This window comes from Ignavibacteriota bacterium, assembly GCA_019637995.1.
Lineage (GTDB): Bacteria > Bacteroidota > Ignavibacteria > Kapaibacteriales > UBA2268 > JANJTB01.
In genome coordinates, this window is the sequence record JAHBUQ010000001.1 from 294,857 (window position 1) to 320,253 (window position 25,397).

The 25,397-nt window shown below is 34.1% G+C and carries 26 protein-coding genes; 11 read left to right on the plus strand and 15 right to left on the minus strand.

What is annotated here, in order from left to right; genetic code table 11:
* Nucleotides 1-71: 71 nt before the first annotated feature.
* The 6 genes from KF896_01120 to KF896_01145 form a co-directional block, all read right to left on the minus strand.
* A complete protein-coding gene (locus tag KF896_01120) occupies nucleotides 72-395 on the minus strand; it encodes an acetyl-CoA carboxylase biotin carboxyl carrier protein subunit (GenBank protein MBX3042295.1) in 324 nt (107 codons plus the stop codon).
* Between the two features lie 12 nt (nucleotides 396-407).
* Nucleotides 408-1,952 (minus strand): acyl-CoA carboxylase subunit beta, encoded by a 1,545-nt coding sequence (locus tag KF896_01125; protein MBX3042296.1) that lies wholly within the window; start codon nucleotides 1,950-1,952, stop codon nucleotides 408-410.
* A gap of 237 nt (nucleotides 1,953-2,189) precedes the next feature.
* Entirely contained in the window at nucleotides 2,190-2,537 is a 348-nt protein-coding gene (gene rplT / locus KF896_01130) for a 50S ribosomal protein L20 (protein MBX3042297.1), read from the minus strand.
* 67 nt (nucleotides 2,538-2,604) lie between these two features.
* On the minus strand, nucleotides 2,605-2,802 hold the full coding sequence (gene rpmI / locus KF896_01135) for a 50S ribosomal protein L35 (protein MBX3042298.1): 198 nt from the start codon (nucleotides 2,800-2,802) through the stop codon (nucleotides 2,605-2,607).
* A gap of 301 nt (nucleotides 2,803-3,103) precedes the next feature.
* Complete coding sequence (locus tag KF896_01140) at nucleotides 3,104-4,648, minus strand: AbgT family transporter (protein ID MBX3042299.1); 1,545 nt, start codon at nucleotides 4,646-4,648, stop codon at nucleotides 3,104-3,106.
* A 94-nt stretch (nucleotides 4,649-4,742) separates the two neighbouring features.
* Nucleotides 4,743-5,687 (minus strand): pyridoxal-phosphate dependent enzyme, encoded by a 945-nt coding sequence (locus KF896_01145; protein MBX3042300.1) that lies wholly within the window; start codon nucleotides 5,685-5,687, stop codon nucleotides 4,743-4,745.
* 147 nt (nucleotides 5,688-5,834) lie between these two features.
* Here KF896_01145 and KF896_01150 point away from each other — a divergent pair, with 147 nt between their 5' ends.
* Nucleotides 5,835-6,332 (plus strand): hypothetical protein, encoded by a 498-nt coding sequence (locus tag KF896_01150; GenBank protein ID MBX3042301.1) that lies wholly within the window; start codon nucleotides 5,835-5,837, stop codon nucleotides 6,330-6,332.
* Entirely contained in the window at nucleotides 6,322-7,224 is a 903-nt protein-coding gene (locus tag KF896_01155) for a hypothetical protein (GenBank protein ID MBX3042302.1), read from the plus strand. The genes KF896_01150 and KF896_01155 overlap by 11 nt, the downstream gene beginning before the upstream one ends.
* Here the strand turns inward: KF896_01155 and KF896_01160 are convergent.
* The 3 genes from KF896_01160 to KF896_01170 all read right to left on the minus strand — a co-directional run bounded on the left by KF896_01160 (nucleotide 7,217) and on the right by KF896_01170 (nucleotide 9,692).
* The gene (locus KF896_01160) at nucleotides 7,217-7,759 is read right to left on the minus strand and encodes a TlpA family protein disulfide reductase (protein ID MBX3042303.1); all 543 of its coding nucleotides are present in this window, start codon (nucleotides 7,757-7,759) and stop codon (nucleotides 7,217-7,219) included. The genes KF896_01155 and KF896_01160 overlap by 8 nt on opposite strands.
* 79 nt (nucleotides 7,760-7,838) lie before the next feature.
* Complete coding sequence (locus KF896_01165) at nucleotides 7,839-8,366, minus strand: TlpA family protein disulfide reductase (protein ID MBX3042304.1); 528 nt, start codon at nucleotides 8,364-8,366, stop codon at nucleotides 7,839-7,841.
* 3 nt (nucleotides 8,367-8,369) lie between these two features.
* Nucleotides 8,370-9,692 (minus strand): T9SS type A sorting domain-containing protein, encoded by a 1,323-nt coding sequence (locus KF896_01170; protein MBX3042305.1) that lies wholly within the window; start codon nucleotides 9,690-9,692, stop codon nucleotides 8,370-8,372.
* Nucleotides 9,693-9,886: 194 nt separating this feature from the next.
* On the opposite strand from KF896_01170, the gene KF896_01175 reads away from it, so the two are divergent.
* From KF896_01175 to queC, 4 genes are all read left to right on the plus strand, one after another.
* The gene (locus KF896_01175) at nucleotides 9,887-10,531 is read left to right on the plus strand and encodes a putative DNA binding domain-containing protein (protein ID MBX3042306.1); all 645 of its coding nucleotides are present in this window, start codon (nucleotides 9,887-9,889) and stop codon (nucleotides 10,529-10,531) included.
* A gap of 137 nt (nucleotides 10,532-10,668) precedes the next feature.
* Nucleotides 10,669-11,469 carry a ferredoxin--NADP reductase gene (locus KF896_01180; protein MBX3042307.1) on the plus strand — a complete coding sequence of 267 codons (801 nt, stop codon included), beginning with the start codon at nucleotides 10,669-10,671 and terminating at the stop codon, nucleotides 11,467-11,469.
* 6 nt (nucleotides 11,470-11,475) lie between these two features.
* A complete protein-coding gene (locus tag KF896_01185; GenBank protein ID MBX3042308.1) occupies nucleotides 11,476-12,102 on the plus strand; it encodes a hypothetical protein in 627 nt (208 codons plus the stop codon).
* Nucleotides 12,102-12,779: a 7-cyano-7-deazaguanine synthase QueC gene (gene queC / locus KF896_01190; GenBank protein MBX3042309.1), complete on the plus strand. Its 678-nt coding sequence runs from the start codon at nucleotides 12,102-12,104 to the stop codon at nucleotides 12,777-12,779. The genes KF896_01185 and queC overlap by 1 nt, the downstream gene beginning before the upstream one ends.
* A gap of 4 nt (nucleotides 12,780-12,783) precedes the next feature.
* Here the strand turns inward: queC and KF896_01195 are convergent, their stop codons facing one another.
* Together KF896_01195 and KF896_01200 are read right to left on the minus strand one after the other, a co-directional pair.
* A complete protein-coding gene (locus tag KF896_01195) occupies nucleotides 12,784-14,982 on the minus strand; it encodes a hypothetical protein (protein MBX3042310.1) in 2,199 nt (732 codons plus the stop codon).
* Nucleotides 14,983-15,105: 123 nt separating this feature from the next.
* Nucleotides 15,106-16,002 carry a membrane dipeptidase gene (locus tag KF896_01200; GenBank protein MBX3042311.1) on the minus strand — a complete coding sequence of 299 codons (897 nt, stop codon included), beginning with the start codon at nucleotides 16,000-16,002 and terminating at the stop codon, nucleotides 15,106-15,108.
* A 110-nt stretch (nucleotides 16,003-16,112) separates the two neighbouring features.
* On the opposite strand from KF896_01200, the gene KF896_01205 reads away from it, so the two are divergent.
* From KF896_01205 to KF896_01215, 3 genes are read left to right on the plus strand one after another with little or no spacing between them, the layout of a single operon-like run.
* Entirely contained in the window at nucleotides 16,113-16,937 is an 825-nt protein-coding gene (locus KF896_01205; protein MBX3042312.1) for a DUF3108 domain-containing protein, read from the plus strand.
* 14 nt (nucleotides 16,938-16,951) lie between these two features.
* Nucleotides 16,952-17,572 (plus strand): outer membrane lipoprotein carrier protein LolA, encoded by a 621-nt coding sequence (locus KF896_01210; GenBank protein MBX3042313.1) that lies wholly within the window; start codon nucleotides 16,952-16,954, stop codon nucleotides 17,570-17,572.
* Between the two features lies 1 nt (nucleotide 17,573).
* Complete coding sequence (locus KF896_01215; protein ID MBX3042314.1) at nucleotides 17,574-18,167, plus strand: hypothetical protein; 594 nt, start codon at nucleotides 17,574-17,576, stop codon at nucleotides 18,165-18,167.
* On the opposite strand, the gene KF896_01220 is transcribed toward KF896_01215, so the two are convergent.
* From KF896_01220 to KF896_01235, 4 genes are read right to left on the minus strand one after another with little or no spacing between them, the layout of a single operon-like run.
* Nucleotides 18,147-19,238 (minus strand): 4-phosphoerythronate dehydrogenase, encoded by a 1,092-nt coding sequence (locus KF896_01220; protein MBX3042315.1) that lies wholly within the window; start codon nucleotides 19,236-19,238, stop codon nucleotides 18,147-18,149. The two genes, KF896_01215 and KF896_01220, sit on opposite strands and share 21 nt — an antisense overlap.
* Nucleotide 19,239: 1 nt before the next feature.
* Nucleotides 19,240-19,980: an SDR family oxidoreductase gene (locus KF896_01225; protein ID MBX3042316.1), complete on the minus strand. Its 741-nt coding sequence runs from the start codon at nucleotides 19,978-19,980 to the stop codon at nucleotides 19,240-19,242.
* On the minus strand, nucleotides 19,977-21,278 hold the full coding sequence (locus KF896_01230; GenBank protein ID MBX3042317.1) for an FAD-binding oxidoreductase: 1,302 nt from the start codon (nucleotides 21,276-21,278) through the stop codon (nucleotides 19,977-19,979). The genes KF896_01225 and KF896_01230 overlap by 4 nt, the downstream gene beginning before the upstream one ends.
* Nucleotides 21,275-22,708, minus strand: a complete 1,434-nt coding sequence (locus KF896_01235) for a UbiA family prenyltransferase (protein ID MBX3042318.1) — start codon at nucleotides 22,706-22,708, stop codon at nucleotides 21,275-21,277. The genes KF896_01230 and KF896_01235 overlap by 4 nt, the downstream gene beginning before the upstream one ends.
* 220 nt (nucleotides 22,709-22,928) lie before the next feature.
* Between KF896_01235 and KF896_01240 the strand changes: the two genes are divergently transcribed.
* Together KF896_01240 and KF896_01245 are read left to right on the plus strand one after the other, a co-directional pair.
* Entirely contained in the window at nucleotides 22,929-23,090 is a 162-nt protein-coding gene (locus tag KF896_01240; protein MBX3042319.1) for a T9SS type A sorting domain-containing protein, read from the plus strand.
* A 204-nt stretch (nucleotides 23,091-23,294) separates the two neighbouring features.
* On the plus strand, nucleotides 23,295-25,187 hold the full coding sequence (locus KF896_01245; protein ID MBX3042320.1) for a T9SS type A sorting domain-containing protein: 1,893 nt from the start codon (nucleotides 23,295-23,297) through the stop codon (nucleotides 25,185-25,187).
* The last annotated feature ends 210 nt before the right edge of the window (nucleotides 25,188-25,397 follow it).

Here is a 25,397-nt window from a genome sequence, read left to right on the forward strand (position 1 = left end):
ATAGTACTCTACTAACAAAGTGGAGTACTATTTTTTTTAATAAATAATGCTATTTAAAAAATTGTAATAAACTATAACTTATCTTCATCAATAATTACCAGAAGTTGATTTTTTGAAACATTCTCGCCTAAACTGACGTGAACAGATTTAACAGTACCATTTACAGATGCTGTCACAAGATTTTTCATCTTCATTGCTTCAAGTACAAGTAACTTTTCTCCGAATTTAACTTTATCACCCTGTTTGATTGATATTTCCCTAATCGCTCCGGGAATGAATGCAGTGATGACATTTTTATTAAAGCCACTAAAATTTTTCCTGCTTGAAAATTTCTTATTGACTTTGGTAACATAGACCGTGTCATCAACAACAAATTCAGTATATAGGTCATTCATAAATATGTCTCCTTAAAATGGCGGTATGCCATGTTTTCTACTTGGACGATTTTCAATTTTATTAGTAGCTATATGTAATGAATGAAGCAACTGCCCACGTAACTCATCAGCAGTTACTACCGCATCAATATATCCTGCAGAAGCAGCCTTGTAAGGATTTGCAAATTTTTGAGTATATTCATCAACTTTTTCCTTGCGCATTATTTCAGGGTCAATAGCCTCTGAAATTTCTTTTTTGAAAATTATATTTGCTGCACCTTCAGGACCCATCACAGCTATTTCGGCTGTCGGAAGCGAGAATACGAAATCAGCTCCTAAGTGCTTGGAACACATGGCAATATAACCACCACCATAAGCTTTACGAAGAACAACTGTTAATTTTGGAACAGTTGCTTCGCTATAAGCATAAAGAATCTTTGCGCCGTGCCTGATTACTCCGGCATGCTCCTGATCAACACCGGGTAAATAACCGGGTAAGTCAACAAGTGTTAATAGTGGAATATTGAAGGAATCACAGAATCTTATGAAACGAGCAGCTTTATCAGATGAATCCACATCCAGAACACCTGCTAAAACCATCGGTTGATTGCCAACAATACCCACTGTTTCTCCATTGAAGCGAGCAAATCCCACAACAATGTTCTGTGCAAAATATTCCTGAACTTCCAAAAAGTCGGAATTATCGCTCAATGATTTTATTATATCACGAACATCATAGGGCATTGTAGATTCTTTGGGAATAATATCAAGTATTTTGTATTCAGGTTTTGGAGGCATTGGAGCAAATTTCTCTGCTTTTTTGTAATTATTCCAGGGAATGTATGAAACTAATTTTGCTATCTGCTCAAAACATTCTTCCTCGCTTTCAGCAAAGAAATGAGCATTTCCGGTTATTTCAGAGTGAACTCTTGCACCTCCAAGGTCTTCCATGCTAATTTCCTCACCCAATACAGTTTTGATTACTTCAGGACCGGTGATAAACATTTTCGAAATTTTATCAACCACAAAAACAAAATCAGTTAGCGCAGGAGAGTACACAGCTCCGCCTGCACAAGGTCCCAATATAACAGAAATTTGAGGAATCACTCCTGAAGCAAGTGTATTACGATAGAATATTTCTCCATATCCTGCCAAGGAATTTACACCTTCCTGAATTCTTGCACCGCCTGAATCATTTATACCAATTAATGGGATTCCAAGTTTTATGGAATGGTCCATTATTTTTGTAATTTTTCTGGCATGAGCAAGCCCAAGAGAGCCACCAGCTATAGTGAAATCCTGAGCATATATACAAACAGGATGTCCAACAATATCACCTGTACCGGTTATGACACCGTCACGGGGGAGAAATTTTTTATCCATACCGAAATCTTCGGCTTTGTGCTCTACAAATAGGTCATACTCGTGGAAGGAATCCTTATCTAATATAGCCTCAATACGCTCACGAGCCGTCATTTTACCCAGCTTCTGCTGTTTAACTTTTGACTGTGCGTCTGTATCTTCGGCGACTGTTTTCTTCTTTGTGAAGAAGTCAAGTAATCTTGATGCTAAAGACATTGTTATCACCTAACAATAATTAAAAATTTAAAAAAATCATAATAACATATTACAAAAATGCAATATTTTGATGAAATATAAAAGAACTTTTTTACATATTCTTTGCAAATAAGGTATTTGCAATGCGTTATATGTGAAAACAATGACAATAAGGTGATGGACATTCAATAAAACATAATAAAAAAAGACTGCTTAGTAAAAAGCAGTCTTCTTAAAATATCTAATCAGGAAGCAATATTAACTGTTGACCTGACTAATAATAGCTTTGAATACTTCCGGACGGTTCATAGCAAAATCTGCTAAAACTTTACGGTTGATATTGATATTATTTTTCTTCAGGGCATGAATCAGTCTTGAATATGTTGTATCATTTTCGCGTGCTGCTGCATTGATACGCATTATCCAAAGGCTTCTGTACGAACGTTTTTTGAGTTTACGACCAACATAAGCGTGCAACAAACCTTTTTCAATGTGATTTTTTGCAACTGTCCATACGTTTTTACGTGAACCCCAATAACCTTTGGCTAATTTTAGAAATTTTCTTCTTCTGTTTCTTGCCGCTACTTTATTGGCTGACCTTGCCATACTAAATCTCCAATATTGGCTCGGGGAGAGCAACCATCCCGTTCGCCGGTTAATAAAAATATGTTAATTAAGCGAGCCCTAACATTCTTTTGACTCTTTTAACATCTACATCAGCAATAACTGATGACTGCCTTAAATTACGTTTACGTTTGGCAGATTTTTTTGTAAGGATATGACTATGATAAGCCTTTTTCCTTTTGATGGTTCCGCTTGGAGCTACTTTGAATCTCTTTTTAGCGGACCCGTTTGATTTCATCTTTGGCATAATGCTTCCTATTTAAAATATTAAAATCAAAGAACAGCAAAAATACGATTATTTTCAGAATTATCAAAATTTTATATAAAATTTTAATTTATTTTGCTTAAAAATTTATATTTTGTTAGATAATTTCGAGCTATTTAGCAAATTTCAAATATTATATCCGATTGATTTTATAGCCTGTAATAATTGATATTAATAGTTAATCAATCAAACTCACATCTGTAAGTTTGATTGATGATAAAGCTCTAAATCAATTATTTTCAGTACATTTTCCTGATTGAAAATATGCAATATAGCAATAATCTTAATTCGGTAAATAGAGTGGTCCGTCGGGTCCCAGAGGAATACCAAGCAACATCCACAAAATAAGTATAATCAGCCAGGCAATTGTAAGCATAAATGTATATGGTATCATTGTTGAGATTATTGTGCCAATACCATAATTTTCGTCATACTTTTGAGCGTATGTTACAATTAAAGCGAAATAACTCATCATTGGAGTAACAAGATTTGTTACTGAATCGCCAATTCTGAATGCAGCTTGAGTAAGTGCAGGATGATAACCCAATAGCATAAACATAGGGATGAAAACCGGCGCCATTATAGCCCATTTTGCTGATGCACTGCCCATAAAGAGATTAATGAAAGCAGATAGCAAAACAAATGCTGCGATAAGTGTAATTCCGGTCAAATTTATACTGCGTAAAGTTTCCGCCCCGTTGATTGCAAGAATCAGTCCAAGATTTGAGTAGCTGAAGAAATATACAAACTGTGCCGCAAAAAATACAAGCACAATATAGCTTGCCAGTCCACTCATAGAGTGTGTGATATGCTTTACTGTATCTTTATCATTCTTGATTGTACCGACAATTGCACCATAAATTAAACCGGGAATAAAAAAGAATATCAAAATACCTATGATTATACCGTCAAAAAATGGAGAATGAAGTACAGAGCCGTCAACAGGATTTCTAAACAATCCATTTTCAGGAACTACAGTCATAGCAAGTGCAATTATGACTCCCAAAAGTCCAAGTCCTGCAAATCTCAATCCCTTTTTCTCTAATGAGGTTAATTGTTCAATTGCAAGTGCTTTGGCATTTCCTTCATATTTTCCTAATCTCGGCTCTACAATTTTCTCGGTTACCCATGTACCTATCAGTACGACCATGATACCTGAAGCAAACATAAAGTAGAAATTAACTGCAGGATTTATAACAATTGTGTTGTCTAATATCTGCGCTGCAGTTGTTGAAAGGCCTGCTAAAATCGGGTCAACTGAACCAATAAGAAAGTTTGCACCGAATCCTCCGCTCACACCACAAAATGCTGCAGCAAGACCCGCCATAGGATGCCGATTTAAGGCATGAAACATCATAGCACCGAGTGGAATAAGTATTACATAACCAGCTTCGGATGCAAGATGCGACAAAATTCCGGCTAACACGAGTGCAGCGGTTATAAGCCTTGGCGGTGCAGAAAGCACAAGAGCACGTATCATTACAGAGAATAGACCCGAACCTTCAGCTACGCCAATACCTACCATTACTACAAGGACATATCCAAGTGGAGGGAAATTTACGAAATTTTTGATTATATTGGTATAAATCCACCTAATTCCATCACCACTTAACAAACTATTTACCGATATAGATTCTTTTGTAATTGGATGCAAGGCATAAAATCCAAACATATCAGCAAAGAATGATAATATTGCTACCATCAGGGCAAGTAGGGCAAACAATGTTGCCGGGTGAGGTAATTTATTTCCAATTATTTCAATATAGTCCAACGATTTTAAAAAGATTCGCTGAAATCTTCCATTTTTCTTAGCTTTCTTTTCTGTCATACCTTATTTTTTTTATTTACTAAATAATAAGATACAAATATAATAAAATACTTAAGATTAATCATTCAAAAAGTATTATTTTTTCCAAAAAAGTTTAAAATGGTAGTTTCCCTAAATCAACATTACCTCCTGAAAGTATAATACCTACTTTTTTGCGTTTGAATCTTTCGGGGTTTTCCATTATTGCAGCAACCGGCACAGCACATGATGGCTCAATGATGATTTTCATCCTTTCCCAAATTAGCCTCATAGACTTAATAATGGTTTCTTCTTCGACTGTCAAAATAGTACTGACGTTTTTTTTGATTATTTCAAAAGTGAGTGTACCAAGAGATGTCAAAAGCCCATCTGCTATAGTTTTTGGATTTACAGAGGGCACAATATCACCCTTCATGATAGATTGATATGCGTCATCAGCACCTTTTGGTTCGCCTGCGATTACCTCTGTTTTGGGGCTAATGTGCTTCACAGAAATGGAAGTACCGCTAAGTAGCCCTCCACCACCGACAGGAGTCATCACAATATCCAAATCAACAACTTCATCAAGTAGCTCTATAGCAGCAGTTCCCTGACCGCAAATTACATTGAAATTATTATAAGGATGTATGAATTTAGCACCGGTTTCTGCTGTAACCTTCTCAAGAGTATCCTCTCGGGCTTTTAGGTTTGGCTCGCAATAAATTATCTTACCACCATAACCTGCTACTGCATCAGATTTCACTTTTGGTGAATTGTTTGGCATTACAATATAAGCCGGCACACCCCTCATACGTGCTGCCAGAGCAAGAGCCTGAGCATGATTTCCGGATGAATGTGTTGCAACACCTTTTTGGGCTTCATCGTCTGTAAGTGATAAAACAGCATTCGATGCTCCACGGAATTTGAAAGCACCCACTTTCTGGAAATTTTCACATTTGAAATAAATTTCGCAACCTAAAATTTTGTTGACACTTTCTGATGTTAGAACAGGTGTATGTTTAATTTGATTTCTAATGCGATTATGAGCATCTTGAATATTGTTAAATTCGGGTAATTTCATTATAATTTTTTAGAATAATAATACAAAAAATATGAGACGCTATTTAAACAATGCTATTTTGCAGATTTTAATCGCAAAATTGTTACATTGACAATATTTGCTTATTTTTGTTCAGTCAGATTTTGCAAAAACAAGATTTTATAAATTATGGCAAGTAATAAAAATGTCAATAATAATTTTTGTGCGATAATATTTATCGCAACTATTCTTATTTCATCATGCTCGACCACTCACACAAACAAGCTCAATGGTAATGTTGATATTGAAGATTGGATGATGAAATCCGGTTGGGACAGAACACTTTATGATTCAAGTCAATTTGATGAAAATCAAGTAGCAAAATTCAGAGAAATTATCAATTCGCAAGGTATTGATTTTCAAATATTTGCTATGGCATCTTGTATGGAATGCGCCTCGACACTGCCATATTTTTTCAAGTTATTGAATATTTCCAATATTGATAAATCGAAAATTACACTTACCGGCTTGGATGATTATTGGGAATCACCCGATGGAAAGCATAGAAAGTTTAAAATCGAAGAACTACCTGTTGTTTTTGTAAATAAAAAAAGCAAATTAATATCTCTATTAAAAAAAGATTTCACAGATATAAACAAAATAATCGAAAAAATAGATGAAAAATAAAATATTCGAATTACTTGCCTTGATTTTAGCTGCGATTATTTGTCAATACAACTTGATGTATTCGCAGTGCGGTTGTTGCAGTGCTGCATTTTCAGGCTCGGCACTTGCCGCAGGAACATCAAATATAGGAGTTCTCAAAGAAGGTTCATTGAGAATTATTGCAATGCACAGAGCTCTGTATGGTGACCATTTCTATGATGGAACTCAAAAACTCGGAAAATTTTATGATGAGCAAATGCTTATTAATTTCACAGGAATAAATATCGGATATGGAGTTACTAAGAGATTCACTTTAGAAACTGAAATTGGAGCTTTCCCTGATAAAAATATTAATATGGGATATCAAATTGAAAGAATTTCTGGATTTTCATCCATTAATTTAATAGGAAAATATACAGTTCTTGCTGACAGGGATAATAAGCAGGAAATCACTATCGGTGCTGGATACAGACAACCGCTTTCTGGGAATGTAGCTTTGTCAGGAAATTCTGGCGGAATTCTTCAGCTGTTTTATTTCAAAAATTTGTACGATGATTTCAATTTGGTATTTCTTTCAAGAGCTGAGCTGTTCCTCATAAATCCTGATAAATTTGAGCAAGGGAACAGTTACATAAATTCTGTATTCATCTCCAAAAAAATTTCTGAAAAATTTTATGGATTAGTCGAATTTCGATATGACCATTTATCAAAGTCATATCAGGAAAGTGAATTGCTTATAAATACAGGAAGAAGTGTACTTTCAATTGTACCGCAATTGAGCTGCAATTTTGGAAAATTATCAGTTTCGGGTTTCTTCGAGCTTCCAGTTTATAAGAATTTCAATGGTATTCAATTAGGTGAAAGCTTTGGTGCCGGCATTGCCTTAGTTATGATGAGTGATTTGTTTAATTAAATACTTCTTCGTTAACTAATTCTGCGATTGCTTCTTTCAACTTGTCATGATTTATGGGATTTAATCTATAACGTATTTTACCATGCTTATCTATCAAAATTACAGCAGGTACTCCTTGAATGCAGTATAAGGTTTGTGGGTCTTTACTTAATTTCGTAGAATTTTGAGTGTGTTTCCAATTTAAATTATGTTCTTCAATATATTCTATCCATTTTTCCGGTCTGTCGTTTATAGATATACCTAAGACTTCAAAATCAATATTATTCGAATAATCATTGATTAATTGTTTCATGTCCGGTCTGGTCATACCACAAATTGAACACCATGCACCCCAAAAATCAAGCATTACAACCTTTCCCTTTGTATCAGCAAAATCGAAAAGAGAATTATCTCTTAGTTCGGTTTTAAACAAAGGTGCATCATCGCCTACTTCGCAACCATACTGCTTATTCAGCTCATCTAGATTTGCGGGTATTTCTTTTGCAGAACAGCCAATAAAAAAATAAGCAGTAATTATTAATAATAAGTATTTCATCCTCTGCCTCCATATATGTGAGTTATTATTTTCTTTCTATACTTTATAGACTCATTAATAATTAATTCCTTACGAATTTTTATTTCTGAAGACATTCTTTGATTTTCCTAATCATAATTTCGCTGCTGTTGGGATTAATTCTTGAATTAATTTTGCCATCTTTATCTATGATAATAACCGTTGGAATTCCATCAACACAGAAAAGTGTTTTAGGGTCAGGTCCTAATTGAGATGAATTTTGGATTTGAGTCCACTTAATCTCCTTATCTATCAGATATTCTAACAACTTTTCAGGTTTGTCGTTTACAGATATTCCAAACATAACAAAATTTGTATCAGCATAAAACTCATCATAAACAAGCTTCAGCATTGGTCGTGAGTAGTTGCAGTGAATGCACCAAGTAGCCCAGAAATCTAAAAGAATAACCTTGCCATAATACTTATCAAGCTCAAAAAGGCTGTTATCAATAGCAATTGACTTGAACTTGGGAGCATATAATTCAGGCTCACATCCGGTTATACGGTTAGAATTATCCTTGTTGCCTGTACCATTTTCGGTACAGGCAATCAAGATAAAAATTAATATTAAGAAAACCAGATATTTCATTACTTAATTTTTTATAAATTTAATCAGCTGATACTTTTCATTTTGGCTTATTTTCAGGAAATAAGTGCCGGAAGCCAATTCAGCAATATTCAACAAATTAGAGGAGCCAAATTTCCCAAATGATAATTTAGAACCAAATAGATTATAAATATCATAGTTTAAACCGTTTAAATCAACTTCACTTATAATTGAAATAAAATTTTCAGCAGGATTAGGAAAAACAGTTTGAATTAATTCGGCATTCCCGGCAAAATCATTATTTTTTACAGAAGTTGTTATGCGGTTTGATTTATAAATGCCATTTCCATAAATAGATGCATAAACAATTATACCATTTGCATCAGGAGCAACATTAGGAATAGCGACTTTACGGGCAAAGAAATCTTCCGGAAGTCCGTCGGTTGAAAATTCCCAGTAATCACCACCGGTTCCGCTAATTAAAACGCCTTTATCGCCACCTGCTGCAGCCCAATATCTTGAATCAGTCGGATGATATTGAATGTCAAAGACTGAAGCTCCTGCAGCTCCTGCGTGTCTCCAGTTCAGTCCATAATCATCACTGTAAAAAACTCCCATACCGAATATTCTTCCGGCAGGTGTGATAGAATCGGCTCCAACCACAACCACAGCTTCGTTCAGAGGTGACACCTGAACAGATAATATCCTATAATTCAATAGTCCTTCTGAGCGATCCTGCCAGGATTGACCGCCATCACTTGAGCACAAAACTCTGGCACTTGATACATTATCACCGATCAGATACAAGACTTTTGGATTTGATTTTGATATTGCCAAATCGCGTGAGTTGATATTAGTTTCGACGGTAGTCAAGCAGTTTTCAAATAAGTCATCAGAGTAGCGAAATCCGCTTGTTGAATTTAGCATTGCAGCATAAAAAACCTCACTATCTCCTTCTGAAGCAGATTGGAACCTTGATGCTTGCGATGAGCCTTCGCATCTTTTTGTTTCTTCATCCCAGGTTGTGCCTCCGTCCTTAGTTACGAGTATTCTGCCAATGTCCTGTTTGCGGGCTGAAACCATCAGTAAAGAAGCATCTTCCCCGGACTCAATAATATCAAATATTGAATAATCTGTGAGTTTCGCTTGAGAAAATGTAGCACCTGAATTACTGCTTACTTGAAAACCATATCCGAAAAAGGGAAAATTTACAATATTTGTTGTGATATCCGTTGGAATAGCATCAGAACCTGCAAACAATTTTTCTTGATTATGAATTGAAAATTTTAAAAAATTTACATAATCCAAAGTACCCGGAACCTTTGTCCAAACTTGTGAAAAGGCTTGTGAATTCATTGATATAAACATAAGGATAATCAAAATTCCAAACAAATTAAAATATTTTTTTAAAAACATAAAATTACCATCTATAAATTAACAAATATATTCGTCTTAAAATTTGTAACCAAATCATTTGTAAAATTACTTAAATAAAATTGAATAAAGAAATAATTAAGCAAAAAAGCACTCTTATAGACAAATAATAATACCAAAACAATAAAATGAACCCCAAAAAAGTACTTGAAATCATTTCGGGTGGAGAATCAAGTTCAGTCGAATTTAAAAGAAAATCTACAACTCCGAAAAAACTTGCCAAAGAAATTGTAGCAATTGCAAATACTTCAGGTGGGTATCTCTTTGTTGGTGTTGATGATAATGGCAAGATTTATGGCATTGCAAGTGAAAAAGCTGAATCCGATATCGTAATGACTGCCTGCAAGTTTCACATAGAGCCACCAATTGAAGGTGAAATTCATATTATAAATTTGTATGATAAAGATATTCTGTTACTAGTTATTAAGGAAAGCACGGTTAAACCTCACAAGTTGATTTTAGATACAGATTCCAAAAAACCTGAATATAAAGTTTATATAAGGCTTGGCGAGAAATCTGTCGAAGCAAGTCGCGAAATGACAAGACTTATGCGGCAGACAACTGAGGATAAACCCCTCAAGTTAAGTATAGGTGAGAAAGAAAAGCGGCTTTTTTCCTATCTTGAAAAAAATGACCGTGTAACTGTCAAAGATTTTGCAAGATTAGTAAATATTTCAGACAGAAGAGCAGAGAGATTAATGATTAGACTGGTTCGAGCAGGAGCTTTGAGTATTCATAATGATTCACATCATGATTATTTCACCTTAAAATAATCCAAAATCATTACAAATTATAATAAGTTTCATTATTTTAGCAACAAAAACATCATTTTTTTTATAAAACTTCGAATTTAAACTTAACTATGTTTATTTTTGCATAACTATATGTGCAATTTATAATAATAAAATTTATGAACTCGTCATTATACAACGCAACAGTAATAGGTAAAATTTTGTTGACGCCTGATTTGATGATTCTCAGAATCAAAACTGACCAGCCAAGGAATGAATTTGTGGCAGGGCAATATACATCAATAGGTCTTCTCTCAAATGAACAAAGGTCGGCTAATTCAGTTGTTACTATAGAACCAATGAAGGAAAATGAGCTAATAATCAGACCATATTCCATAGCCTCAGCCAAACATGAAATATCGGAATTCGAATTTTATATAAGTCAGGTAAAATCAGGACAGCTCACACCAAGACTTTTCAATCTGACACAAGGCAGAAGAATGTGGATTGACGATAAAATTCATGGTATTTTCAATTTGAACGAAGTTCCCGATGGTTCGAATATAGTAATGATAGCTACCGGAACCGGACTTGCTCCTTATATGAGTTTCCTCAGATCTCATCTTAAAGACCATACTGAAAGTAAACTTGCTGTCGTCCATGGGGCAGGTTATCCATGGGATTTAGGCTACTACAGCGAATTAAGATTTATTGAGCAAAATTTTAAAAATTTCTACTATTTTCCGACTCTTCTTAAAGCTGACAGCAGCTGGACGGGACTCACAGGATATATTGAGAAACACCTTGAGGCTGAAGCTCTTCAGAACGAAGCAGGAATTGAAATTAATCCGAATAAAACGCATTTCTTCCTTTGCGGCAATCCCAAAATGGTCGAATCAGTAACAAACTATCTGTCAAAATATAATTATACTAAGCACTGTGAAGAAAAAGACGGTGCATTGCATGTTGAAGAATATTAAAATATTATGTCCAAGAATTTATTTAGAATATTAATTGTATTTTTAGTGGTTATTCTTAATTCATGTATTATTGTAGTGCATGAAGAAAAGAGAGTACAGGAGTTCGAACAGGAGCTTGTACTTAGTCCGAAACCAATTTTAAAAATGAGTGAAAATATAATTCGCTCTGATAAGGGCGATATGATTGCTTTCTTGCCTGATGGTTGGTTTTTGGTCAATGTAGAATCTAAAGTTACACCCGATATTATTGCGGTTGCAATGAATCCTGATTATACACTTTCTGCTGTTTTCTCTGTATTGAGGAATAACGAACTGATTAAGCAAATCATTGAAAAGGAAGGACTTTTCGGTCTTGCAAGGATTTCACTTGATAGACGGGAAAATAAAACTGTAGGGTTTGTAAAACAAATTGGCAAATATCAGCAAATTAATATGGGAGCTCAGGATTTTGTGAAATACGAATATTCTAATACAGGTGGAGCATTGATAGCAAGAAGCGCTGTTTATATTTCAACTACCGGCGATTTATATGAGTTTTCGCTCGTACCTGTAAATGTTAAAAATAATATTATGCCCTCACCAAGAGAATTTGATGACATTTTTCAATCATTTTTAGCCAGTATAAATTATTGATGAAAAAGAATCTTGCCATAGTATTGCTCTCAGGAGGAATGGATTCGGCTGTTTGTGCTGCTATTGCTAAAAATGCCGGTTTTGAACTTGCAGCGATACACCTTAATTATGGACAACTTACTCAATTGAAAGAATTAGAATGCTTCAATTTGGTATGCCAAGATTTCAGTATCGAACACAAACTTGTTACTGATGTAAGTTTTCTTGCAGAAATTGGAGGCTCATCTCTGACTGATAATAAAATTGAAGTCAAAAATTCTAATCTCGGCTTAGGTGAAATACCAAATACTTATGTACCATTTCGTAATGCAAATATTCTTGCAATTGCTACAAGCTGGGCTGAAGTTATAGAAGCCAGGGCGATTTTTATCGGTGCTATGGAGCAGGATTCAAGCGGTTATCCTGACTGCAGAAAATCATTCTTCTCGGCATTCCAATCAACCATAAATTTAGGAACAAAGCCGGGATCGGAAATTAAAATTTTCACACCGATTATTGACATGACTAAATCTGGAATTATCAAAATAGGGCTTGAATTAGGAGTGGATTTCTCTCATACCTGGAGTTGTTACAAAAATTCCGATATTGCCTGCGGACAATGCGAGTCTTGCCGGCTCCGTCTGAGAGGTTTCAGAGATGCCGGCAAATCAGACCCGATAAAATATTCAGCCGAATAATTCTTTATTGCAAATATTTATAAATACTTGCATGACGATAATTTGCTTCTTTATTCTTTCGGTTTATTTCCAGTGCTCTCCTCAAATCTTTATCGGCATCATTATATCTTTTTAAATTAATATTGCAGATACCGCGAGCAAGCCAGTTATTATCATCTCTTCGGTCAAATTCTAATATTCTGTCTATGATGGCAAGTTCTTTCTCATAGTCGCCTAAAGTTCTGTAAATAAGAGCATAATTGATAAGTAAAGGCTTGTGTTTTTTATTGATTTTTTCGGCTTCATCATAGAATTTTAAAGCTTCGTCATAATCCTTCTTAAAAAAGTAAATACTACCCTTAATATTATAAGCAATTAGCTTGGAATTGCGTGTTGCTTTTTCTGAATTTATGACTTTATCAATCCATGGTAAGGCATTATCAAACTCACCTCTCATATATAAATACTTGCCTAAAGTTACAATAGCATTTGTGTTGGTCGAATCAATTTTTAAAGCTTCTTTGGTTGTATTGATTGCGCTGACAGCATCATTCATTGATTCATAGACAGCAGCTTTCTCGAGGTAAACTTCAATATCCAGATTATTCCTTTTCAAGTAAGAATTGTAATCTTCTAAAGCTTTAGTGTTTCGTTTTATTCGGCTGAATACCCTGGCTCGGTTCAAATAGCCTTGGGTTTTATCCTTAGAAAGTTCAATAAATTTGTCGTAATCGGTAATTGCTTCTTTAAATCTCTCCGAATTGATATGAATTGCAGCTCTATAGGTATAAGCAGAAATGAATTCCGGATTATATTCAATAGTCTTGTTGAAGTCATCTAAAGCCTGATTAACTTTCTTGTTTGAAATCAGAGCTTGTCCTCTTTTAAAATAAGCACGAGCTTTTTTCGGAGATTTACTGATTACATCACTCCATAGTGAGATTTCGCTTTCCCATACTTTATTCCTATTATGAGCTAAAAAAGCAGAAAATGCTGAAAATATGAACAAGAAAATAAAAAGCACCGGAATTAACTTTTCCTTTTTTGATATAAGCTCATACAGAATAGCTGTCAAAGCTAAAACTAATCCAATCATAGGTAAGTAAACGCGATGTTCAAACACAACGTCAGCAATTGGTATTATACTTGATTCGACCGATATTGTAAGAAAAAACCACAAAATTCCAAATGTAATAAGACGATTATATTTATACATATAAATTGCAAAAGCCAGTAATATAACCAAAATTCCAAAACCAAGAAGAACCTGAGAATCAAAAAATGATTCTGAGATTCTTATATCATGGTCAAAATTCTGACCGTATGGTGCTATAAAAAGCCTAAGATAAAGAGGCAATACTTTAAACTGAGTAATCAAATAATTCTGGCTTGTTACTGTTTCACCATTAAAATTATTGATAGGCTGAAATATATTGGAAGGCACCTGAAATTGTAAAAATATAAATATGCCGAGAGCTATCAAGCCAAGGAAAACTCCAATTACAGCCGGAGACAATCTGAAATTCTTATTAAACAATATAAGCTCTAATATCAGTATCATTGGGAAAATCGTAAATACATTTTCCTTGGAGAATAATCCAAGAATCAAGAATATAAAGCTCAATCCAAAAAGTGGTAATTTTACAGAAAGCCCTTTTTTAGAGATTCTGCCGGCAAGATAAGTCAAAACGGCTCCGAAATAAAAAGTAGTGGCAATAGATGCAAGTCGCTGATAAATATATGTTACAGCTTGAGTTTGAAGCGGGTGCATAGCAAAAAGCAGTGCCCCTGAAAATGCTATAAGTGGTCCGTATTTTGCCATTTCGGTTTCTTTAATTACCGGAGTTTTGAATATTAAAAATAGTATCCCAATAGCAAAAAAACTATTGATAATATGTATCGCAATGTTTGTATTATAAAATCCGGCAAGCTCCTTTCCACCATTGCTTGATGTATAATTAACGGCAAAAGTCCAAAATGGTACCAATCTGAATTTATTTATCGAAAATAGCTTATCAAAATCCGATGGGTCATGCAAATCTGTATTTTTGAAAATAAATTCATCATCAAAATGGATTGAATTGCCATGTATGTTAGAATATACCGCAATGATTGAAACTGCTATTATTATTAACGCAATTACAGGAATAAATTTATTTCCCGCAAAAGAAATAAATTTGTTTGAGCCACCAGAATTATCTGAATTAGTATTTTTGATATTCATTTTTTTTTACTGATTATTTATATTTACTTAAAAACCATCAACAAAAATAATAACTTAAATTGTAAAATTACAATAATAATGAAATATTAAGTTCATTTTGATAGATATTTATTAATTGAAAATTTAAATCAACTTTAAAGTACAATCAACAAGATTTCTGTACATAATTTTTTCAATTACATTTTCAGATAATTTTAATTCATTTCCGAGCAGCTCAGCCACTGAGATATATGAAGAGGCATCAGGGAAAGGAGTTTCAGGTATTCCGTCGAAATCAGCACCCATACCTATTATATTTTCACCTCCAAGGCTCAGAATATGCTCGATATGTCTGATTAATTCAATTTTGAGGTCATTTTCAGCTGAGCCTATGAATTCAGAATAAAAATTAATTCCCACAAATCCGCCTCTGGAGATAATTTCACGAATTTGCTCATCGTGAAGATTTCTGCGATGATCAAAAATAGCCCTTGCATTGGAGTGAGATGCTATAAAAGGCTTTGAAGTATGTTTGACAACATCATTAAAACCGGCTTCGTTCAGATGCGAAACATCAATTATCATGCATAATTTTTCCATTTCTTTGATTACTTCTATGCCAAAAGGAGTCAGCCCGTAATCTGTATCAATGCCGTCTGCTACGAAATTTCGATGATTCCATGTCAAACCCATCGCACGGACTCCGAGTTTGTAAAATGCATAAAGATTGCTGATATCATTAATTATTGGTCCGGCTCCCTCAATTGAAAGCAAAATATTGATTTTACTTTCATCATAATCATCTTTATTTTCTAAAAAATTTATCTCCTGCTGAGGATTACGCAGAAAATTTCCAATAGAATTTACAGCAAATCGCATAGCCGAATCACCTACAAACTGAGCTGGTGTAAATATTGCAAAATATTGCAAAACACCGCCGCAGGATTTGAATTTGTCTATATTCCAATGTGCATTACCGCTATTATAAATATTATTGGGATACTTCGTCAATGTATCACAATGTGCATCAGCAACTTTCATAATTTAATTCCGTCTAAATAATAGTTATTGAAATTTGTTTTGAAATAAATGTAAAATTAAGTAATTATTTGAAAAAAATCAATTATTTTTGAAGAAACAGGTAAATGAATATGGAAATTAGTAAAAAAATATTGTTTCTTTCTCTAAGCGTGGTAATTTTCGTTTTGACTTTGCTTTTGACAATGACTCTGGAATCACAGGATGATGTCAGCAAAAAAACATTCAGATACGTACCTAATGAAGCCTTTGGGTTTGGAGAGAAGCTAAACTACAGCGTCGGTTATAAATTTATAACTGCAGGCACCGGACATTTTCATATTCAGCCTGAACCGGTTTACAGAAATGGTAGAAAGTGCTATGATGTAAGATTTATGGTAAAATCTCTCGAAAGTCTTGATTGGCTTTATATGGTGCGTGACCAATATCGGACAATACTTGATGTTAATGGCATCTTTCCATGGGAATTTGAACAGAAGATTCGTGAAGGTGGCTACAAACGTGATGCAAAAGCTTATTTCGACCAGGCAAATAATACGGCGAAAACAAATAAAAAAACAATTTTTACTCCTGAATATGTCCATGACATAGTTTCAGCATTCTTTTATGTTCGCACTTTGGATATTGGTAATTTTCCAAAAGATTCTACTTTTTTTATGCCAAATTTTGTAGATGATACAACTTATACTCTTGGTGTAAAAATCAGAGGAAAACAAACTGTGAAAGTAGATGCAGGGGAGTTCAATTGTATAGTAATTGAACCGCTTGTAGTGCAGGGCGGTCTTTTCAAAGCTGATGGCACGATACTTGTTTGGGTATCAGATGACGAGAGGAAAATTCCTGTTAAAGTTGCTACGAAGATTCCTATAGGATATGTTGAAGCAAAGCTTACAAGTTACTCTGGTCTTAGAGGCAAGTTAGATTCAAAAATAAATTAGAAGGAAATTTATTGATGTTAAAATTAATATTAAATATCGCAATCTTGGTAATATTTGCCAAGATTTCATTGTTTTCACAAATGGATAAGGATAAGTTGTTTGAAAATATTAAAACTAAGTATTCAAACTTAAATTCATTATCCTTAAACTTTGTTCTGAATGAGAATTCAGCTATCAAGGGTGAACTCATTGCAAAAAAAGGGAATAAGTATGTTTTATCTGTTTCAGGAAGGAAAATTTATTGCGATGGTGAAACTATTTGGAATTATGTTCCTGAAAATAAAAATGTGTTAATCAGTAATTTTGAATCACACGGTGAAACTGCTTCAATTGAGAGGATACTTTTTGAGTTCACTAATAATTTTGTTCCACTTAAATTATATAAAAATCAAACCACTTACGGTAAATCAGTTCATACTTTGGAACTTGTTCCAGGTAGTGAACAGCAGGACGATATAACCATGATTAAACTTGATATGAATACAGATACTCACGATATTTATCAAATCAGCATTATTCGTAATTATGCTGAAGAAAGCTGGAGAATCTCAAATCTAAAGATTAACCCTAAAATTGCCGATAATCAATTTAATTTCGTACCTAAAGATGATGTTGAATTAATTGACCTGAGATAATATGACCGGATATAAATACTTGATAATTTTATTGATTACAATTTTAACTGTAAGTGCCTGCACATCAGTCAGGAATACTACATTCAGAAATCACAAAGCGAAATCAGATGTTGAGCAAGCAGAATTTGTAGAAAACTATGCTCCACGCTTTGTGGACACCACTTTCATAAAAATGCCTGATGTTGTTCCAAGTAAAGCTAATTATTCCAATGATTTAAATAATTTATTTGAAGAAGCATTGAAAGATTTTGATGCCGGTAATTTTTCATCAGCAAAGCAAAAATTCATAAATATCAAAAATACTGTTGATAATGGGGACGAGCTATATTATGAATCTGACTTCTACATTGTTGAGTGCATTATAAGTGAAAATAAGTTCGATGATGCAGAAAAACTCCTCGAAACAATGCTTGTTGATAAGGGACTTCCAGATAATATCTTAGAAAGAGTTTTAGTCAGATTGGGGCAGATAAACTGCGCACGAAATGATAAAAAGGAAGCTGCAAAATATTTTACTCGCTTGGGTGATATCAATCCGAATTCAATTTATCTTAAAGTTGCGAATTGCGATTTCTTAAATGGCGGCTCTAAGTGATTCATATCTAATTGGATAATTCTTTCTTAGAAAGTCAAAACCTATAGTCTTATGATTATTAGATTGACCGAATAATTTTCGGAATTTCATATCGTCACTCATTATTTGACGTGTGAATACAAGGTGATTATACAAATCATATCGTTTGATAAAGTCTGTAATATTTAACAAATTGGATTTGCTTAATTCATTTACTATTAATGATTTGTCGATATCAGTTAAAGTATGTTTTTCAAATGCATCAACCATCATTAAAGTGCCATTAAGTTTGCCGTTATGTGTATGTCCTGCAATATGTGGTGTTGCAATGTAAGATTTTTCAGCTAATTCTTCGTTGAAAAGCGGCTCATTATCCCACACGTCAATTACGAGTGTGATATTCTTTTCGCCTTTCAATTTCAATAAAGCTTCCTCGTCAATAATTCCACCACGCGATGCATGAATAATTAAACTATCATTGTTAATATTTTTTAAATTATCGTAATTAAATAATTTAAAAGTATTATACTTAGAGCCGTGAGTAAGTGGTACGTGGTTAGTCAGTATATTACATTTTGCAATTAATTCATCAAGCTCCATATACTGTGTATAATCCGGAAATTGAAAACCTGAGTTACTCAGTGGTGGGTCATTCACAAGAATATTCAAACCAAGTAATGCTGAATAAAATGCTACTTTTGAACCGATATTACCATATCCGACTATTCCAATTGTGACTTCATTAAGGTCAATGTTATTCTCAATTCCCCATTTAAGGATTGAAAATACAACATATTCAGCGACTGAATTTGAATTACTTCCTAATGCAGAGTAAAATGGAATGTTCCTTTGTGTGATATATTTCAAATCCACATGGTCAATTCCTGAAGTTGCTGTAGCAACAAGCTTAATATTAGTATTTTCAAGAAGTTCAGAGTTTATCAATGTTTGCGAGCGAGTAAAGAGTATATCGCATTTAGAATTAATTAAGTCAATATTTTTCAGTTGCCTGCCTGCAAACGTATGATACTCGCAGTAAGGAGATAAAATTTCTCTAAGAAGAACGATATTTTCATCACCAAAAACTATCATATTATAAGCTTAACCTTTTGAAAATGCTTTCAGGTATTAATTTAATAATCAACATTATAAATTTCCAGAAAAATGGTAGATATACGACATTTTTTTGATTGTCTATAGCATCAATAATTCCTTTAGCAATATCAGCTGGTTTTGCAAAGAGGAAATTTTTAGGTAAATGTGCCGTCATCGGAGTATCTACAAAACCGGGTTTAACAGTAATTACATTCACATTGCTTTTTGATAGCCTGTTTCTAAGTCCTTGCAAATAAATAGAGACAGCACCTTTAGCTGCTCCGTAAACATAGTTGCTTTGCCTTCCTCTGTCACCGGCAACTGACGATATTACTACAAGAGAGCCTTTTTTCTGGTCCTTAAAATACTCAGCAACTAATTCTGAAATTGAAAATACTGATATTGCATTATTTTCAAATGACTTATGAAATAATTCGAAATTTTGTCGAGTATCAACATTATCTGTTAGAGTTCCGTGAGCAATCATAACAATATCAATATTACCAAAATCATTTACAACATTTTGAATAATTTCCGAATGTTTATCATATTCCAATGCGTCAAACTGATAAAACTTAGCATTTGCCAGTGGATAGTTAGTTCGAATATCCTCAATAACGGCTAAAGTTTTTGTATGACTTCTTGCTGCGAGTGCTAAGTTATACCCTGAAACAGCAAATTGCTTTGCGGTTTCTTGAGCAATTGCCGAAGTAGCTCCAAATATTAAAACGTTTTTCATTTTGAATCTCCTGTAACTCTTCTCCAGAACCCTGAAGAAAATTTTGGGTCAATATATTGTTTAAATTCTTTCCACTGTGGATAAAAGTATCTGAAATCCTCTCCTGACATTCTGGCATCTTTAGCAGGGTATAGAATTCCACCTGCATCTCTTACAATTTTATCCGATAAATCTAATATATCCAATATTTTTTGTCCGGTCATTTTAAAGTCAATTGCCATCGTAATTCCGGGTTTGGGAAATGATAACATTCCCGGAGACTTAATTCCTCCGAATGTCTTTAGCACAGTCAGAAATGAAGAGTTTCCACCGGCAGTAATTATTTTAAAAATAGATTTCAGATTTTCCAAACCATTTTCAAAAGGAATAACAAACTGATATTGCAGAAATCCGCGTTTGCCATAAGCTTTATTCCAGCCATTTACTGCATCTAAAGGATAGAAAAATGGATTGTAATCAATTATCAGCCGCTGCCGGTCTTCCAACTGCTTTGTATAATACAGAAAATTGAATGCGGCAACACTCAAAGGATTTATAAAATCATAATCAACCGGAAATGGCAGAGATTTACTGACATAATCATACTTCTCCGGCTGTAAATTCGCATCGGCAAAATTTCCACGTGAAAGTATTCCGCTGCCGTCAGAATTTGTATTGACCCACGCAACCGTAAATTCATAATCAGATGAACCAGCATTTACTTCAAAAAATTCCTCAAATGAGCGAAACTTTATATTTTCCGAATCAATCATAGGACCATTGCACCTTGTGCATTGAAATTTCACTTTTGTAATGATTCCCGTCAGCCCAAGTCCGCCAATTGTAGCATTGAATAACTCTGTATTTTGCTCTCTGCTACAATATGTTCTGCTCAAATCTGAACGAAGTAACTCAAAACTTATGATGTGACAGCCAAAAGTCCCCGCCACGTGATGATTCTTGCCATGGACATCGTTGGCAATGGCACCTCCGATAGTAATGAGCTTAGTGCCCGGAGTTACGGGCAAAAACCAACCGCGTGGAATCAGAAATGCAATGCATTGTTCAAGAGTAACACCGGATTCTACTTCAAGAATTCCGTTTTTATCATCAAAGGATATGAATTTATTTAAGTAATTGATACTAATCAAATTATTATCGGGATTAAGGCAACTGTCACCGTAACTTTTTCCAAGTCCAAAAGGCAGAAATGAATTTTCATCTGAAAAATCAGGATTCTCATTTCTCCAAAATAAATAGTCATTTTTTTTGTGATGTACTTTTGGATATCTTCCAAAAGATTCGATACTGTCAATCATAATGTAGCTCCCAGTGCTATAAGGAATATGATTGCAGCAACGATATAGCTGGCTTTATCTTTTAATCCAAAGACTATCGGGTCATCATTCATCATACCGCGATGGGCTATAAACCACATTCTGAGTATCCAGTATAACACAACAGGAGTTATCAAATATAGATAAAATGGGCTGTTATAGAGCTTAATCACATCGGGATTATCAATGTATAGTGTGAAAACGAGTGTGGAAACAATTCCGGCTGATATACCAATCATACTAATCAGCGGAATATCCTCCACATAGTAATCGCGACCGCGAGTCTTTGTCTTATTAGATTCTATTAAGCCTTTTAGCTCCGTATAGCGCTTCATAGCACCCAGCGACAGGAAGACGAACATCGAAAAACTAAACAACCATGGGGAAATCTCAGTACCGGTTGCCACGCCACCGGCTATCAATCTTGAAGTGTAAAGTAGCGAAAGAATGATAATATCAAGCAGATAAATTTTCTTAAGCCTGAATGAATATAGCACTGTTATTATTGTATATGCTACCAAAATCATAGTGAAATTGATTCCAAGAGCCATTATTGACATTAAATACCCTGACAAAATCATTACAGGTATTATTTTTAAACAAGTTAGTATGCTGATATTCCCTGATGCGGCAGGACGATTTTTCTTGCCATCGTGGTTTCTGTCCGACTCAATATCTGCCAGGTCATTGATAACATAAATTCCCGAGGCTACAAAACTAAATGACAAAAATGCCCAAATAACATTGAAATAATCATCAAATCCTGTTTTATGAGCGAGTAATGGCGGCATAAATATCAACAAATTTTTGACCCACTGATGAACCCTGATTTGTTTTATGAAAATTTTGAATTTATCTCTTTTGAATATAAACTTCTTTGAAACATTTGATGCTTTTTCAGCCTCGTTCAGTAGATTTTCATTGTCGCTTACAACCATTGAATTTCGGGATTTTGCCCAAACAAATAAATCTTTGTATGAATCTCCTGCATAATCAAATCCCTTTTCTCCAAATAGTTCAACCAAGCGGGCAGCTTTATTCTGACCAACAAGATTAATACCGTCTTTACTTGCAATAACTTCATCAAATACATCAAAATGTTCTGCGGCTTTGATTGCTAATGGCTCAGCAGTGGCTGTAACTAATACAATTCTTCTGCCATTTGATTTTTCATTGATGACATAATCCAAAACATCCTGATGAAATGGCATTGAAGTAATATTTGGAGTTATAAACTCAAGCAGTTTAAATTTCAGGAAATATCTGCCTTTTGCAAGCCAGAAGGGCAAGATAAAAATATAAAAGAAATTTTTCTTTAATAAATATATTACCGACTCATAAAGCAGGTCGGTTTTGAGCAGAGTTCCATCCAAATCCACACATAATGGAATATTTATATCATCATTTTTCAAATTCAGTTTTTGATATTTTGTAAAATTATATAAATTCAAAAATAACTTATTTCAGTCAATTATCAGAATTTTTGTTTCTTTTTGAAATTTTAAACACATCTATATTTTGAGATTTACTAAACGAAAGGTTGTTTCTTATTTGTAAAATATATTTTGTTTATTTGAATATTCTGATTATATTACAATTTCTATCCCTGAAATCAACCATAGGGTTAACCCTATGGTTGATAAAGTGCAGATATTCGATATGCTTGGATTAGAGGTTTTATCTGTAGGGATAGGGCTTGACCTGTCCACACAGAAAATTGATGTATCTCACCTGCCGACGGGAGTGTATTTCATCCGTATTGGCAATAAGGTTGAGAAGTTTGTGAAGATGTAACTATGTTGAATGTTATTGAGTTGAAAGTTAAAAAGAGTTATCAGTTGTTATTTGAGCAGGATTTCAATGTCAGTAAAGGTTAATGACCTGATTCTTAATCTAAATGAATTTAAAACAGGTATGTATCTGATTCGTTATTCATCAGGTGGTTCATATCAGAGTGTTGATAAATTAATTATTGTTAAATAAACAAGTTTTATTGAAATGAAAAGATTATTATATATAATCATTTTAATTACTCTTCCCATGTATTCTCAGAATAAATGGGAAATGACACGGAATGTCAATTCAGTTCCTAAAAAGTTAGAATGTCCCGACAGTAATAACTGTTTTGTTACTGTACAATTTGGTGAAAACTGGACAAATTATCAAGCTATTTATAAATCTGAAGACCAGGGTAATAGTTGGTATTTATTAAGTAAATTTGAGAATAATTTATATAGTTCAGACATGAGCTGTCACGACAGTTCAAGTATATTCTTATCTTATAATTATACTGATACGATATTAAAATCAACAAATTCAGGACAGGATTTTGAGTTAATTAATCTAAATTTAAGAAGTAGGATAGGTATTGAATATGTTTCGATGTATAATAAAGATGTTGGGGTACTAACAAATACTTTCATACTTATTACTAAAGACGGATGGGAGTCATTTAAGGAATTTAGATTGGATACTTCTTATGGTAAAATTATGTCTTATAGAAATCCCGTAATGGTGAATGACTCAATTCTATATGTAACGGTAGGCAAAGGAGGTGTAAATATATTGCAACTCAATATAAATAGTTTAGAGTATTCATTATATAAGGTTGATGTGAATTCATTTTACTCAGGCAATCTTTGCAAGGTTACTGAAAAATTATTTTTCATTTGCGGTTGGAGTAATGATATTGCAGGAGGTTCTTGTAGAGATGCGATATATAAAAGCACGGACGGAGGCAAGAACTGGCGAAGGGTATTGGATTTGTATAATGACCGAAAATTTAACGATACACTAAGAAACCCATTTGGTTTGCAACAAATTGCATTTAAAGACAGTTTAACAGGTATAGCAGTAGGTCAGTTCGGTACGATTATTTATACTTATGACGGTGGTGAGTCCTGGATTTATGAAAGTGTAAACCCACCAGGAATAAGAACCCCGGCAACCATGATGGTACGATATGCCGGTACGGTACCAATTATAGCAACATTTTTTGGACATTTATTCCGTATGGTAGAAGATAATTTAGCGCCTGGTCTTGAGGACATATATACAATAAGCGGTAGAGTTTGGGAAGGAGATAAAGGTCAGCCCAATATACCTGTTTTTCTTGGTTATCGTGTAACAATGACAGATACTGATGGTTACTATAAATTTACCCGTCTAAAAAAAGGTTCATACACAGTTAAAGCAATGAACAAATATCATGATAACCCTTTATCAAAATTTTACTACAAACCCTTTGAATATTCACCCTTACAGTATGATATAGAGCTTACCCACGATACGAGTGGTTTCGATTTTAATGCAACTGATTTACGCACATACCACACTATTAGCGGCTATGTTGTAGATACGGACGGCAAAGGTATGGCAGATATAGATGTCCGCTTTGCCCGTTCAGTACTAACCCCTGACGGTTTAGGTCTTGCAGACACGATAACTAAAACCGACGCTACGGGCAAATTTGAATTCCTGAATATAGAATCTTATAAAACCTGGGACATCACTCCAGTTCATGATAATTTCAAGTTTTCACCATTAAAGCATACAGTCCGGCTTATAAGTAACGATTCAACCGATTTGAAATTTACGGGTACACCTACCACCAGTGTATGGGAGAGCAGTGAGGATAGGGGAATTGTAGTAAGCCCCAACCCCGCAAGTGATTTTATTACAATTTCTATCCCTGAAATCAACCATAGGGTTAACCCTATGGTTGATAAAGTGCAAATATTCGATATGCTTGGATTGGAAGTCATATCCACCCCGTCAGCTTCGCAGCCACCCACGGGTGAGGGGAATTTAAAAATTGATGTTTCGCATCTGCCGGCGGGAGTGTATTTCATCCGTATTGGCAATATTGTGGAGAAATTTGTGAAGATTTAAAAATACCGTAGGGGCAGGTTCGGAACCTGCCCTTACTTTTTTATAAATCCGTGAAATCCCTCAATTCGAATAATCTGCAATTCAGATATCAATATTAAACATCCGATGTTTCAAAAACATCGGATGTATGATGATTAAATTAACACTATGGTAGAGAAATTTGTAATACTTTCCAAAAATTGAACATAATCGCATTTTTTCAAAATTAGC